This is a genomic window from Pseudoduganella dura, assembly GCF_009727155.1.
Lineage (GTDB): Bacteria > Pseudomonadota > Gammaproteobacteria > Burkholderiales > Burkholderiaceae_D > Rugamonas > Rugamonas dura.
In genome coordinates, this window is the sequence record NZ_WNWM01000002.1 from 6,392,180 (window position 1) to 6,405,502 (window position 13,323).

General features: G+C 66.6%; 13 protein-coding genes. 7 read left to right on the plus strand and 6 right to left on the minus strand.

What is annotated here, in order from left to right; all coding sequences use genetic code 11:
* Positions 1 to 47: 47 nt before the first annotated feature.
* The 5 genes from GJV26_RS27620 to moaD all read left to right on the plus strand — a co-directional run bounded on the left by GJV26_RS27620 (position 48) and on the right by moaD (position 5,511).
* The gene (locus GJV26_RS27620) at positions 48 to 1,010 is read left to right on the plus strand and encodes an NAD-dependent epimerase/dehydratase family protein (protein WP_155711788.1); all 963 of its coding nucleotides are present in this window, start codon (positions 48 to 50) and stop codon (positions 1,008 to 1,010) included.
* 39 nt (positions 1,011 to 1,049) lie between these two features.
* Positions 1,050 to 2,426: an L-serine ammonia-lyase gene (locus GJV26_RS27625; RefSeq protein WP_155711789.1), complete on the plus strand. Its 1,377-nt coding sequence runs from the start codon at positions 1,050 to 1,052 to the stop codon at positions 2,424 to 2,426.
* A gap of 100 nt (positions 2,427 to 2,526) precedes the next feature.
* Positions 2,527 to 4,029, plus strand: a complete 1,503-nt coding sequence (gene thrC, locus GJV26_RS27630) for a threonine synthase (RefSeq protein ID WP_155711790.1) — start codon at positions 2,527 to 2,529, stop codon at positions 4,027 to 4,029.
* Positions 4,030 to 4,031: 2 nt separating this feature from the next.
* Entirely contained in the window at positions 4,032 to 5,246 is a 1,215-nt protein-coding gene (locus tag GJV26_RS27635) for a molybdopterin molybdotransferase MoeA (RefSeq protein ID WP_155711791.1), read from the plus strand.
* 7 nt (positions 5,247 to 5,253) lie between these two features.
* Positions 5,254 to 5,511, plus strand: coding sequence for a molybdopterin converting factor subunit 1 (gene moaD, locus GJV26_RS27640; RefSeq protein ID WP_155711792.1), 258 nt, complete (start codon positions 5,254 to 5,256; stop codon positions 5,509 to 5,511).
* Positions 5,512 to 5,514: 3 nt separating this feature from the next.
* On the opposite strand, the gene GJV26_RS27645 is transcribed toward moaD, so the two are convergent.
* Positions 5,515 to 5,760 carry a hypothetical protein gene (locus GJV26_RS27645; RefSeq protein WP_155711793.1) on the minus strand — a complete coding sequence of 82 codons (246 nt, stop codon included), beginning with the start codon at positions 5,758 to 5,760 and terminating at the stop codon, positions 5,515 to 5,517.
* 74 nt (positions 5,761 to 5,834) lie between these two features.
* On the opposite strand from GJV26_RS27645, the gene GJV26_RS27650 reads away from it, so the two are divergent.
* Positions 5,835 to 7,112: a TIGR03862 family flavoprotein gene (locus GJV26_RS27650; protein ID WP_155711794.1), complete on the plus strand. Its 1,278-nt coding sequence runs from the start codon at positions 5,835 to 5,837 to the stop codon at positions 7,110 to 7,112.
* A 107-nt stretch (positions 7,113 to 7,219) separates the two neighbouring features.
* Positions 7,220 to 8,338: a hypothetical protein gene (locus GJV26_RS27655; protein WP_155711795.1), complete on the plus strand. Its 1,119-nt coding sequence runs from the start codon at positions 7,220 to 7,222 to the stop codon at positions 8,336 to 8,338.
* 153 nt (positions 8,339 to 8,491) lie between these two features.
* Here GJV26_RS27655 and GJV26_RS27660 read toward each other — a convergent pair whose 3' ends face one another.
* The 5 genes from GJV26_RS27660 to hpnC form a co-directional block, all read right to left on the minus strand.
* Positions 8,492 to 9,304, minus strand: a complete 813-nt coding sequence (locus GJV26_RS27660) for a head GIN domain-containing protein (protein ID WP_155711796.1) — start codon at positions 9,302 to 9,304, stop codon at positions 8,492 to 8,494.
* Entirely contained in the window at positions 9,304 to 10,098 is a 795-nt protein-coding gene (locus tag GJV26_RS27665; RefSeq protein WP_155711797.1) for a DUF1700 domain-containing protein, read from the minus strand. The genes GJV26_RS27660 and GJV26_RS27665 overlap by 1 nt, the downstream gene beginning before the upstream one ends.
* Before the next feature lie 235 nt (positions 10,099 to 10,333).
* A complete protein-coding gene (hpnE, locus tag GJV26_RS27670; RefSeq protein ID WP_189442244.1) occupies positions 10,334 to 11,632 on the minus strand; it encodes a hydroxysqualene dehydroxylase HpnE in 1,299 nt (432 codons plus the stop codon).
* On the minus strand, positions 11,625 to 12,458 hold the full coding sequence (gene hpnD, locus GJV26_RS27675; protein WP_155711798.1) for a presqualene diphosphate synthase HpnD: 834 nt from the start codon (positions 12,456 to 12,458) through the stop codon (positions 11,625 to 11,627). Before hpnD ends, hpnE begins: the two co-directional genes overlap by 8 nt.
* A 34-nt stretch (positions 12,459 to 12,492) precedes the next feature.
* Positions 12,493 to 13,314: a squalene synthase HpnC gene (hpnC, locus tag GJV26_RS27680; RefSeq protein WP_155711799.1), complete on the minus strand. Its 822-nt coding sequence runs from the start codon at positions 13,312 to 13,314 to the stop codon at positions 12,493 to 12,495.
* Between the last annotated feature and the right edge of the window lie 9 nt (positions 13,315 to 13,323).

Sequence of the window (13,323 nt, forward strand, 5' to 3'; positions counted from 1 at the left end):
GCCGCGACCCGGCAAGCCGTGAATCAAGAATCGATTGGAAAATAAAAATGGAACGAATCCTCGTTATCGGCGCCAACGGCCAGATCGGCAGCGAACTGGTGGAGGCGCTGTCGCACAAGCACGGCGCGCACAATGTGTTCGCCTCCGACATCTCGCCGAAAAACCTGTACGGCGCCGAGCAATACCAGGTGGTCAACGTGCTCGACGAGGAAGCACTTGCGCAGCTGATCTCGTCGCAGGACATCACGCAGGTCTACCAGCTGGCCGCGATGCTGTCGGCCACCGGCGAGCAGGCGCCGCTGAAGGCGTGGAAGCTGAACATGGATGGCCTGCTGAACATCCTGGAAATCGCGCGCGAGCGCGGCGAAATCGGCAAACCCCTGAAAGTGTTCTGGCCGTCGTCGATCGCCGCGTTCGGGCCGAACACGCCGCAGGACGCCACGCCGCAGATGACGGTGATGGACCCGACGTCGATCTACGGCATCAGCAAGCTGGCCGGCGAGCGGCTGTGCGAGTACTACCACCTGAAGTACGGCGTGGACGTGCGCAGCATCCGCTACCCCGGCATCATCAGCTACAAGTCGCCGCCGGGCGGCGGCACCACCGATTATGCGATCGCGATCTTCCATGCCGCGCTGCGCGGCGAGCGCTACGAGTGCTTCCTGGGTCCGCAAACGACGCTGCCGATGATCTACATGCCCGATGCGATCCGCGCCACGATCGAACTGATGGATGCGCCGGCGGACCAGGTGAAGATCCGTTCGTCGTACAACGTGGCCGGCGTGTCGTTCTCGCCGGAGGAGCTGGCCGCCGCCATCAAGGCGCGCGTGCCGCACTTCGCGGTCTCGTACAGGCCGGACAGCCGGCAGCAGATCGCCGACACGTGGCCGAAGAGCCTTGACGATGCGGCGGCCCGCGCCGACTGGGGCTGGCGGGCGCGCATCGGCGTGGACGAGATCGTCCGCGACATGCTGGCCAATATCGACGTCAAGGTCAGCCAGGCCGCCTGAGCACATTCCCATCTTCACTACTACTATAAAGAGACAAAGATGGACATGAGTGTTTTCGATCTGTTCAAGATCGGCATCGGCCCTTCCAGTTCGCACACGGTGGGGCCGATGGTGGCCGCGCGCCGCTTCCTGCTGGAACAGGCACCGCTGGACGACGTGACCGGCGTGACGGCCGAACTGTATGGTTCGCTGGCGCTGACCGGCGTGGGCCACGGCACCGACAAGGCCGTGATCCTGGGCCTGATGGGCGAGACGCCCCAGGATGTGAATCCGGAGCAGGTGGATCCGATGCTGGCCGCGGCGGACCTGCGCGGCGAACTGGACCTGCTGGGCGAAAAGACGGTACCGTTCGTGCGCGCCCGCCACCTCGTGTTCCACAAGACGGAGAACCTGCCCGGGCACCCGAACGGCATGCGCTTCATCCTGCACCGCGCCGGCGGCACCGACGTGAGCAAGGTGTACTACTCGGTCGGCGGCGGCTTTATCCGCGCCGAGGGCGAGAGTGTCGCGATCGCCGATCCGGCGGGCCCGGTTCCTTACGCCTTCGACACGATGGCCGACCTGCTGGCGCACGGCCAGCGCACGGGCCTGACGATCCCGGGCATGCTGCGCGCGAACGAACTGGCGCGCATGACGGGCGAGGAGCTCGACGCGGGCATCGACCGGATCTGGCAGGTGATGCGTTCCTGTATCGCGCACGGGCTGGAAACGTCCGGCCAGCTGCCCGGCGGCCTGAACGTGAAACGCCGCGCCGCCAAGCTCTGGCAGCAGGCGCAGGGCGCGGACGTGGCCGACGCGCTGCCGCACGATGCGCTCAATGGCGTGTCGCTGTATGCGATGGCCGTCAACGAGGAAAACGCGGCGGGCGGGCGCGTGGTGACGGCGCCGACCAACGGCGCGGCCGGCATCATTCCAGCCGTGCTCAAATACTATGCGGAGGATTGCAGGCCGCTCGACCCGGTGAAGGGCGTGCGCGAATTCCTGCTCACGGCCGCCGCGATCGGCATGCTGTGCAAGCGCAATGCCTCGATCTCGGGGGCGGAGATCGGCTGCCAGGGCGAAGTGGGCGTCGCCTGCGCGATGGCCGCCGCCGGCCTGGTCGCGGCGCTGGGCGGTTCGAACGCGCAGATCGAGAACGCCGCCGAAATCGGCATCGAACACCACCTGGGCATGACGTGCGACCCGATCGGCGGGCTGGTGCAGATTCCCTGCATCGAGCGCAACGGCATGGGCGCCGTGAAGGCGATTACCGCCGCCTCGTTGGCGCTGAAAGGCGACGGCACGCATTTCGTCAGCCTCGACGAGGTGATCGAGACGATGCGGCAGACCGGCGCCGACATGCAGGACAAGTACAAGGAAACCTCGCTGGGCGGGCTGGCGATCCACGTGGTGACGGTGAATCACGCGGCGTGCTGACGACAGCATAAAATTCGAAAACCTGGCAAATTTCACAAAGAAACTGCGGTCGCACTATAATAGGAATCCCTCTTCTGTGCACAACCGGATCTCCAGAATCATGCAATATGTGTCCACCCGCGCCGACGCGTCGGCCGCAGTAGCGTCTTCCCAGCAAACTCCCGCTCTGTTCTCCGATATCCTGCTGGGCGGACTGGCCCCCGACGGCGGCCTGTATCTGCCATCCGAATACCCGCAGGTAACGGGCGCCGAACTCGATGCGTGGCGCAAGCTGTCGTATGCCGATCTCGCATTCGAGATCCTGAGCAAGTTCGCCACCGACATTCCGCAGGCGGACCTGCGCGCGTTGGTGCACAAGACCTACACGGCCGACGTCTACCGCAACGCCCGCGAGGGCGAGAACGCGGCCGACATCACCCCGCTGCGCGTGCTGGAAGAAGAGGGCGGCAGGAAGCTGATCCTGCAGGCGCTGTCGAACGGCCCCACGCTGGCGTTCAAGGACATGGCGATGCAGTTGCTGGGCAACCTGTTCGAATACGCGCTGGCCAGGCAGGATGCGGAGCTGAACATCTTCGGCGCCACGTCCGGCGACACGGGCAGCGCGGCCGAATACGCGATGCGCGGCAAGCGCGGCATCCGGGTGTTCATGCTGTCGCCGCACAAGAAGATGAGCGCGTTCCAGACGGCGCAGATGTTCAGCCTGCAGGATCCGAACATCCTGAACATCGCCGTGGAAGGCGTGTTCGACGACTGCCAGGATATCGTCAAGGCCGTGTCGAACGACCTGGAATTCAAGGCGCGCCACAAGATCGGCACCGTCAACTCGATCAACTGGGCACGCGTGGTGGCGCAAGTCGTGTACTACTTCCGCGGCTACCTGGCGGCGACCACGTCGAACGAGCAGAAGGTATCGTTCACGGTACCGTCCGGGAACTTCGGCAATATCTGCGCCGGCCACATCGCCCGCATGATGGGACTGCCGATCGACAAGCTGGTGGCGGCCACCAACGAGAACGACGTGCTGGACGAATTCTTCCGCACCGGCGTCTACCGCGTGCGCAAGTCGGCCGAGACGTACCACACCAGCAGCCCGTCGATGGACATCAGCAAGGCCTCGAACTTCGAGCGCTTCATCTATGACCTGGTGGGCCGCGACGCCGCGCGCGTGAAGGCGCTGTTCACGAAAGTGGAGAGCGACGGCGGCTTCGACCTGTCCGGCGGCCCGGGCAGCGATGGCGACGAGTTCGCCAAGGTGGCGCAATACGGCTTCAAGTCGGGCAAGTCGACGCACGCCGACCGCCTGGAGACGATCCGCGACGTGGCCGACGATTACGGCATCGTCATCGACACGCACACGGCCGACGGCATCAAGGTGGCCAAGCAACACATCGAACAGGGCGTGCCGATGATCGTGCTGGAGACGGCGCTGGCGGCGAAGTTCAACGAAACGATCCTGGAAGCGCTGGGCGAGGATGCCGAGCGCCCGGCCGGCTTCGAGGATATCGAATCGCTGCCGCAGAAGTACACGGTGATGCCGCCCGACGTCGACAAGATGAAGGCGCTGATCGCGGCCAACACCAGCGCCGCCGAAGCGGGCCTGTAGGCATGGCGGGCGAGCGCAAGCCGATGCTGTCGCGGCAGGAGGCGCTGGACTTCCTGCTGGCGGCATGCCGCCCGGTGACGGATGTCGAAACGGTGCCCACGCTGGATGCGAACGGCCGCGTGCTGGCCGCCGACTGCGTGTCCGGCCTCGACGTGCCGGCGCAGGACAATACGCAGATGGATGGCTACGCGGTGCGCGCCGCCGATTGCGCAGGCGGCGATGCCGTGCTGCCGGTCGTGCAGCGCATCCCCGCCGGCCATGTCGGCACGCCGCTGCAGCCCGGCACGGCCGCCCGCATCTTCACCGGCGCGTTCATTCCGGCAGGTGCCGATGCCGTGGTGATGCAGGAGCAGTGCGAAACCAGTGGCGATACCGTCACGATCCGCCATGCCCCCCAGTCGGGCGAATGGATCCGCCGCGCCGGCGAGGACATCACGCGCGGCAGCGTGATCCTGCCGGCCGGCACGCGGCTGCGCAGCCAGGAACTGGGGCTGGCCGCCTCGGTGGGCCTCGCCAGCGTGCCGGTACTGCGCCGCGCGCGCGTTGCCGTGTTCTTCACCGGCGACGAGCTGACGATGCCCGGCGAGCCTTTGGTGCCGGGCGGCGTCTACAACTCGAACCGTTTTACCCTGCGCGCGCTGCTGGAAAACCTGGGTTGCGAAGTGACCGACTTCGGCATCGTGCCGGACAGCCTCGATGCGACCCGCGCCGTGCTGCGCCGGGCGGCGCAGCACAGCGACCTGATCATCACGTCCGGCGGGGTGTCCGTCGGCGAGGAAGACCATGTCAAGCCGGCGGTCGAAGCCGAGGGCAGGCTGGACATGTGGCAGATCGCGATCAAGCCGGGCAAGCCGCTGGCGTTCGGCGAAGCGGGCAATGCCTTCTTCATCGGCCTGCCGGGCAATCCGGTATCGAGCTTCGTCACGTTCCTGCTGTTCGTGCGGCCGTTCCTGCTCAAGCTCCAGGGTGCCGCCGCCGCGCGTCCAGCGCTGGCCTTTTCCGTGCGCGCCGACTTCGACTGGAAAGGCGACCGCCGCAACGAGTTCCTGCGCGCGCGGATGAACGCCAACGGCGGGCTGGACCTGTTCGCCAACCAGGGTTCGGGCGTGCTCACGTCCACCGTGTGGGGCGACGGGCTGGTGGACAACCCGGCCAATCAGCCGATCCGCGCCGGCGATGTCGTGCGCTTCATCCCGTTCACCGAATTGCTGTATTGACCAACGTATGCGAATCAACCTGAAATTCTTTGCCAGCGTGCGTGAAAAGCTGGGCAGCGGCGGCGAAACCATCGGCGTGCCGGCCGATGTGGCCACGGTGGGCGCGCTGCGCGATCTGCTCGTCGCCCGCGGCGGCGCGTGGGCCGAGGCGCTGGGGGAGGGCCGCGCGTTGCGGATGGCCTGCAACCAGCGGATGTGCGACGCAGGCGAAGCGTTGACCGAGAACGCCGAGGTGGCGTTCTTCCCGCCCGTGACGGGCGGCTGAGCCTTACTTCTTCTTCGCGTGCGCGGTTTGCTCGGGAGCGGCCGCGTCGCACATCGCGCAATGCACGGCCTTGCGGTAGCGGTTCCACGCCACGCCCGTGAAAATCGCCGCGGCCACCGCGGCCCAGATGGCGGCGCTGGCGATGTCCTGCAGGGTGGTGGTGCCTTTCGCCCATTCCACAACCGCGAGGATGGCGAACAGCGGCACGGCCGCGAGCAGGTAGCGTGTGATCCAGAAGAGCGGGCCCATCGGGTTCCTCCAGCGGTGATTTTGCCTCCAGTATGCCGGGGCCGGGCGCGTTTTGCACTACAATCTCGCTCCTCATGACGAACCTAGCACCCCCTCCTGCGACTCCCCCGGACAATGCCCCCGTTTCCCGCCCGCGCGTGGCGATCGTCGGCGGCGGCCCGGCCGGCCTGATGGCCGCCGAAACGCTGGCCCGCGCCGGCACGTTCGACGTCCACCTGTACGACGCCATGCCTTCCGTCGGCCGCAAGTTCCTGCTGGCCGGCCGCGGCGGCATGAACATCACGCATGCCGAGCCGTATGAACAGTTCGTGACGCGCTACGGCGCTCGCGCCGCCGCGCTGCGGCCGATGCTCGACGCGTTCGGCCCGGAAGCCGTGCGCGCCTGGGTGCATGGCCTGGGCATCGAGACCTTCGTCGGCACGTCCGGCCGCGTGTTCCCCACCGAAATGAAAGCCGCGCCGCTGCTGCGCGCGTGGCTGCACCGGCTGCGCGAAGCCGGCGTGCAATTCCACCAGCGCCACCGCTGGATCGGCTGGACCGAAGGCGCGCTGCGTTTCGATACGCCGGCCGGCGAACTGCTCGCGCACACCGACGCCACGGTGCTCGCCCTCGGCGGTGCCAGCTGGGCGCGTCTGGGTTCGGATGGCGCCTGGCTGCCGGTGCTGGCGCAGCGCGGCATCGGCGTGGCGCCGCTGCGGCCGTCCAACTGCGGCTTCGATGTGGCATGGAGCGCCGTGTTCTCGGAACGCTACGCGGGACAGCCGCTGACGACGGTCGCCGCGACCTGGACCGATGGCGCCGGGCAGCGCGTACGCAGGCAGGGGCAGTTCGTCGTGACGGCGACCGGTGTCGAGGGCAGCCTGATCTACGCGATGTCCGCGCCGGTGCGCGACCAGGTGGAGGCGCACGGCGGCGCCGTGGTCGAGCTGGACCTGCTGCCCGATCTATCCATCGAACGCGTGCTCGGGGAAGTCGCGCGGCCACGCGGGTCGCGCTCGATGTCGAGCCACCTGCAGGGCCGGCTCGGCATCAAGGGCGTCAAGGCCGGATTGCTGCATGAATGCCTGAGCAAGGATCAGTATGCCGATCCCGTTACGCTGGCGCGCGCCCTGAAGGCATTGCCGCTGACGCTGGGCGCGCCGCGGCCGATCGACGAAGCCATCAGCAGTGCCGGCGGGGTGGCGTTCGAGGCGCTCGAAGGCACGATGCTGCGCGCCATGCCGGGGGTGTTCGTTGCCGGGGAGATGGTGGACTGGGAGGCGCCGACCGGGGGGTATTTGTTGACGGCTTGCCTGGCGGGAGGCGTGGCGGCGGGGCGGGATGTGGCCGACTGGCTTCACGTCTGCCGGTAACGCAGGCCGCGAAGGCTTGCTCCGCAAACCGTGCCGACATTGCTGTTCACACGGGTGGCGACGCAGTAAAGTCTCACGTTGATTCTATTTCGGGTCCGCCGTTCCTGATGTCGTCGATCGTCTCCATGCTTCCCTTGCTGCTCCCCTATACTGCACTGTTCGTGATCGCATGGACGATGCCGGGGCGCTTGCCGCTCGTGCTCCTTGCCGTTATCGCCGGTTTACCGCTCGGGTGGCTTGTATTCGAGGGTTTCCGATCAGCAGGAGATGCCCCCGGCGGCGCAGGTCTGGGCATTCTCCTCGTGACAGTATTGCTGTGCGCAGCGGTCGCTGGCCTGCTTTCAGGCGTGGTGACCAGGACAATTTCATTATGGGTTCCGGTCGTCGCCGGCGTGAACATCCGGTGCGTGGTACTCGTGCTGTCAGGATTCCTGAGCATCCCTTCTGTCCTGGCCGCATCGTTTTGGTGGTCGCAATGGAGCGTACGAGTTCCGGACGAATCGTGTTTGAATGCAAACCACCACGTGATGGTCGCGGGAGCGGAACTCTGGCTGCCCTCGGCGCCAATATTTACTGCCTGGACAGGTGACACGGACTTGTATTCGTTTTCGTCGCACAAAAGCATGCGCGCTTTTTGCAGCATCAGTCGTCAGGCAAAGATGCCGATCGACCTCGTAAATCTTCAAATCAATCTGGAAGAGCTAAGGTCCAAAGCCTTTCCGCTGCAAAAAAGATTTTGCGCTTCACGTGACAGCGCCCTGCCAAAGCTGCTTTGCGATATCGACATGTCCACGGCGCAGTCGAGTCACGGTTTTCCTGAAGACATCTCGTTACACTCACCGTCTACGGATTACTACGAGAAAATGCGGACAAACGACCGCGGCGCTTATGCCGCATTTGTCAGGGAAAGAGACGCCGGCATAGCGACCGGGCGACCGCTGCAGCAATCGGTTACCGGCGACTTCAGCCGTTTCTCCAACGGCTATTGGATCGCTCGTGATGAAGCATGGAGAAACGATGCGGGTGAACCTTACACCTTGTATTGTCATGATACACCGCCATCGGGCATGCTTTTATGCAGTACGACGTACCGTCTGATCCTGGGCCCCCAGGTAACGTACGGTTTCCGTGCCAATCAGGATGAGCTCGCATCGGTCGCGAAAACGGTGGATTTGAACCTGCATGTCCTGCTCGATAGCATCACCAGCAAGCAGCATCGCGAATAACCGTCTCGAGACTGGGACTAAAACCTGGCCGCAACCGACCAGTCCTGTTCCGGTTGCTTCAAAGGTTTCCATGTCGCCCGGAATTGCTGGTGAGCGCTCTCTTGTCGCCGAGCCTGGACTCGATCCGATGTTTTCGGCGGCAGCAACGATCCATCACTCGAAACTGACATTCCCCGACCCCGTCCGGCTCACATTCCTCTGATCCGGATTCCCGTACACCGTCACATCCCCGCTGCCGGCCACCGCCACGGTGGCCGATCCCCGCGCGAAGATATCCGTGTTGCCGGAACCCTTGACCGCCACAGAAACCGTATTCGAGGCCATGTGCTGCGCGTCGATGGTGCCCGAGCCGGTCAGCTCCGTGGTCAGCGCGTCGCACGTGCCGGAAACGTTGATCGACCCCGAACCGAACAGCGCCAGGTTCACATCCTCGCTGCTGCCGGACTTCAGGTCCAGGTCGCCGTTGCCGTGCACGGCGGCTTTCACGTGCCGGTAGCGGCCCGAGAACGACAGGCCGCCGGAGCCGTTCACGGTGATCGTCAGCCGCTCGCCGGAAAAACCGGTGATGCTGCTGTCGCCGCTGCCGCGGATCTCCACCGACTGCAGCGACGGCAGCACGGCTTCCACCTGCAGCGGGCGCTTGTGGTGGAACAGCATGCCGGTGGTGGCGATGTGCAGCGTGCCGTTTTCCTCCGACGTTGCGACGTTGCCTAGCAGGCGCTGCTCGCCGCGCACCTTCAGCGAGGGCGTGCTGCCCTGGCGCAGTGTCAGGTCGATCGGGCCCTGCAGGTCGATCGCCGTGATGCCGTAGCCGATCGCGCGCGCCTCGGTGCGGGTGACGCGGCCGGCCGTCGTCGAAGGGTTGGCCACGCCCTGCGCCCGCAGCATGCTGTACGACACGCCGATCAGCCCCAGCGCGAGGACGAACAGCGACAGGCCCACTTTAACAAGAGTGCGGATGCGCATCAGCGGCCCCGCATCAGTGACTGGTTCATCTGCACGTAGCGGCGCAGGCCAATGGCCGTGTAGCGCGTGACCACCAGCGACAGCAGGAACAGTGCGATGCCGCCCAGCACGAGGCCGAAGCCGATCACCGTCTGCGTGGCGCGCGAGGCGCCTTCCGGGTCGACGCTGATGCGCACGCTGCCGTCGGCCATCGCCTCGGCGTTATCCAGCAGGCGGCCGGAGCGGCTCGATTCGTCGTCGAGTTCCTGCTGCAGCCCCGGCGAGCGCTGCTGGCTGACTTCGATGCCGCGGTCGCCGATCGAAACACGGGTCTGCAGGCGCTCGCCGCGCGCTTCGCCGTCATGGTGATTGTCCTCGTTGTCGACCAGGTGGTGCAGCGGGCCGGCGAGGATCATTTCGTTGGCGCCGGCCAGGCCGCTGGCGGCCACGGCGATGCCGCTGACATAGAAGCTGAACGAACACACGTACACGGTCAGCAGCAGGGCCGCGAACACCGCCGCCGGCACCACCATGAACAGGTTGAACACGGCCAGGCCGGCGAACGACACCAGCATGCGGCCGAAGCTGGCCGGGGTCTTGCGCTGTTCGAACGATTGCAGGTGCACGTTGGCGCGCAGGGTCATGGCGATCTTGCGTGGATCGTCCAGTTCGGCCGCGACATCGGTTTCGGTGCGACCGGCGTTGATGCCGTCGACGAAGCGCTGCTCGTAGTACGCCAGCGTTTTCGCCGCCGTTTCGGGCGGCAGGCCGGCCATGGCCCTGGCGAGTGCGTCGAGATAGTCCTGCTTGCCCATCGGGTGTTCCTAGTTCATTGCCAGTTGCAGCGCAACGGGGTGGCCGTTCGCTTCGATCCCGACGATCGCCACTGCGCTTAGCAGCACGATTGCCAGGACGGCAATAGTTGTGAATGCGGTTTTCATGTCCAGTCCTCCGATGTTGCCACTGTACGGTGTTGGCAAGGAGCATGCCAACGCACTGCGACAGGCTGCAGGAATGCGGGGGCAGGCGGCAATGGAGAAGGACAGGGCGTCAGCCCAGCAGTTTCGCCGCGGCCTGGCCGCTGCGCACCGCCATCTCCAGCGTGGCGGGGTAGTCGCCGGCCGTGAAGTCGCCGGCCAGCACGAGGCCGGCCAGCGGCGTGGCGTTCCCCGGCCGCGCCAGCCCGGCCGTGCAGGCATAGGTGGCGCGCTTTTCGGTGACGACTTTCGTCCAGCCGGGGCTGGCCAGTTCCGGGCGGCCGAACGCCTGCGCCAGTTGGGCGGCGATTGCGACGGCCAGTTCCTGCTGGGGCAGGGCGGCCGCCGCGCCCGACGCGCTGACGATGACCGCCAGCAGCCCGGCCTGCGCCGGATCGAGGCGGCCGCGGTCGAACACGAACTGGCCCCAGCGGCCTGCGGACGGCGCGTCTTCCAGTGCGTAGAACGGCAGCGCCAGGCGCACATTTTCCGGATAGTGCAGGTAGCAGGTGGTGATCGGCTCGTACGTGAAAGCGGCCAGCTGGGCGACGACGGGCGCCGCTTCGGGCAGCGGCGCCAGCAGCGCGGCGGTGGCGGCGGGCGATGCGGCCACCACCACCTTGTCGAACGGTTCGCCGTCGAGCAGCCAGCCGCCGTCAAGCGGCGCGACCTCCGCTACTTTTGCACCTGACCGAATCGTGGCGCCGTGCCGTTCCAGCCAGCGCGCGGCGGCATCGGGGAACAGCGCCGACAGGTCGTGCCGGGGCAGCAGCATGTCCGACGCCTTGCGGCGGGCGCCCAGGCTGTCGCGCAGCACGGCCAGGAACACCTGCGCGGACGCGGTTTCGAGCGGCGTGTTCAGCGCGGCCAGGCACAGCGGCCGCCACATCAGGTCGACCAGGCGCGCGGTCTGGTCGAAGCGCACCAGCAGTTCGGCCACGGTGCAGTCGTTGTCGAGCCGCCAGCCCATCCAGCGCGCGGTGGTGGAAAAGCGCGCCATCGCCAGCTTGTCTTCGCGCGCCAGGCCGGTGGCGCGCAGCAGCGCGATGGCCAGGTGCAGCGGCGCCGGCAGGCGCGGCGCGACGAAATCCATGCCGCCCGGCGGGTAGCGCATCTGCAGCGGCAGCGCAAGAAGCGCGCGGTCCAGGTCGACCCCGACCGTGCGCATCAGCTTCAGCGACGCGGCGTAGGCGCCCAGCATGATGTGCTGGCCGTTGTCGAGCGTGCGCCCGCCCGCTTCGATGCGCCGCGCGCGGCCGCCGAGCGTGCGCGCCGCCTCGAACAGCGTTACCGCGGCGCCACGGCGGGCCAGTTCGACGGCCGCCGCGCAGCCGGCCCAGCCACCGCCGACGACGGCAACGCGATCAGCCACGTACGTACGTCTTCCACGCCAGCCACAGTTTGCGGATCGGCGTCAGCGAAATGCGCTGCGTCAGCACGTGGAAGCCATCGCGCTCGATCTCGTCGAGCAGCGTGCGGTAGATGGCGGCCATCATCAGGCCGGGGCGCTGCGCGCGCCGGTCTTCCTTCGGCAGCAGCGCGAACGCTTCGTCGTAGGCCGCCTGCGCGCGGGACGTCTGGAACGCCATCAGCTTCGTGAAATTGTCCGTGTGGCGGGCGTTGAGCAGGTCCGCGGCGGTCACGCCGAACTGCTGCAGTTCGTTGATCGGCAGGTAGATGCGGCCCTTGCGCGCGTCCTCGCCCACGTCGCGGATGATGTTCGTCAGCTGGAACGCGTGGCCCAGCTTCTCCGCGTAGCGCAGCGTTTCCGGCCGGGTGGAACCGAAGATGCTCGCCGACAGCAGGCCCACCACACCGGCCACGTGCCAGCAGTATTTCGACAGGCCGGCGTAATCCAGGTAGCGGGTCTGGTTCAGGTCCATCTCCATGCCGTCGATGACGGCCTGCATGTGTTCCTGCTGCAGGCCGAACGGGGCGACGTGCGGCAGCAGCGCCTGCGTGACGGGGTGCGTGGGCTTGCCGGTGTACATGGTCGCCACTTCGGTGCGCCACCAGGCGAGCTTGATGCGGGCCAGCGATTCGTCGGTGCACTCGTCGACGGTGTCGTCCACTTCGCGGCAGAACGCATACAGCGCCGTGATCGCGCGCCGGCGTTCGGGCGGCAGGAACAGGAAGCTGTAATAGAAACTCGAGCCGCTGGCGGCGGCTTTCTGCTGGCAGTAATCGTCGGGAGACATGTAATTATTTTGCAATATTGCGCTGTTGAAGGCGCTATTCTAGCGGCAAGGGCCGCAGCGCGCGCCAGAAAACTTTCAGCCAGTCGCCGCGGCGCAGCACCGGGCGGCGCCGGAACACGTCATAATCCACTTCCTCGATTGCCTCCAGGATGCGCAGGCCGCCATGCACGACCAGTCGCAGTTCCATGCCGATGCGCCCGGGCAGGCGCCATGCCAGTGGCGCGCCGGACAGCATCAGCGCGCGGGTGCGTTCCACTTCGAAGCGCATCAGCGTGCGCCACTTGCCGTGCGACGTCGCGTCGTGCAGGTGCGCTGGCGAGATGGCGAAGCGGGCCAGGTCTTCCATCGGCACGTAGATGCGCTCCTTCTGCTGGTCGATCGCCACGTCCTGCCAGAAGTTGATCAGCTGGAGCGCCGTGCAGATCGCATCGGAGTCGCGCACGTTGTCCGGCGTGGCCGCGCCATACAGATGCAGCATCAGGATGCCCACCGGGTTGGCCGAGCGCCGGCAGTAGTCGAGCAGCTCGCCGTAGGTCTGGTACCGGGTCACCGTCACGTCCTGCCGAAACGCGGACAGCAGGTCGTGGAACGGCCGGAACGGCAGCTCGTGTTCGGCGATGGCGGCGGCAAGGCGCTCGAAGACAGGGCCGCCCGGCGGCGTACCGAGTTCGATGTGGACCAGCGCCGCCTCGTATTCCTTCAACGCGGCAAGGCGCTCCGCGGGCGTGGCATCGCCTTCGTCGGCCACGTCGTCGGCGCCGCGGGCAAACCCGTAGATGGCCTGCACTGCAGGGACGAGCCGGCGCGGCAACAGCAGCGACGCGACGGGGAAGTTTTCATAATGGTCGACTGCCATGGGGGTCTG

Coding starts and splice junctions, on each gene's coding strand:
- GJV26_RS27665 (WP_155711797.1), bottom strand. CDS start 10,098: ATGGGCAAGCAGGACTATCTCGACGCACTCGCCAGGGCCATGGCCGGC.
- GJV26_RS27620 (WP_155711788.1), top strand. CDS start 48: ATGGAACGAATCCTCGTTATCGGCGCCAACGGCCAGATCGGCAGCGAA.
- GJV26_RS27650 (WP_155711794.1), top strand. CDS start 5,835: ATGACGAACCTAGCACCCCCTCCTGCGACTCCCCCGGACAATGCCCCC.
- thrC (WP_155711790.1), top strand. CDS start 2,527: ATGCAATATGTGTCCACCCGCGCCGACGCGTCGGCCGCAGTAGCGTCT.
- GJV26_RS27635 (WP_155711791.1), top strand. CDS start 4,032: ATGGCGGGCGAGCGCAAGCCGATGCTGTCGCGGCAGGAGGCGCTGGAC.
- hpnC (WP_155711799.1), bottom strand. CDS start 13,314: ATGGCAGTCGACCATTATGAAAACTTCCCCGTCGCGTCGCTGCTGTTG.
- moaD (WP_155711792.1), top strand. CDS start 5,254: ATGCGAATCAACCTGAAATTCTTTGCCAGCGTGCGTGAAAAGCTGGGC.
- GJV26_RS27655 (WP_155711795.1), top strand. CDS start 7,220: ATGTCGTCGATCGTCTCCATGCTTCCCTTGCTGCTCCCCTATACTGCA.
- GJV26_RS27645 (WP_155711793.1), bottom strand. CDS start 5,760: ATGGGCCCGCTCTTCTGGATCACACGCTACCTGCTCGCGGCCGTGCCG.
- hpnD (WP_155711798.1), bottom strand. CDS start 12,458: ATGTCTCCCGACGATTACTGCCAGCAGAAAGCCGCCGCCAGCGGCTCG.
- GJV26_RS27625 (WP_155711789.1), top strand. CDS start 1,050: ATGGACATGAGTGTTTTCGATCTGTTCAAGATCGGCATCGGCCCTTCC.
- GJV26_RS27660 (WP_155711796.1), bottom strand. CDS start 9,304: ATGCGCATCCGCACTCTTGTTAAAGTGGGCCTGTCGCTGTTCGTCCTC.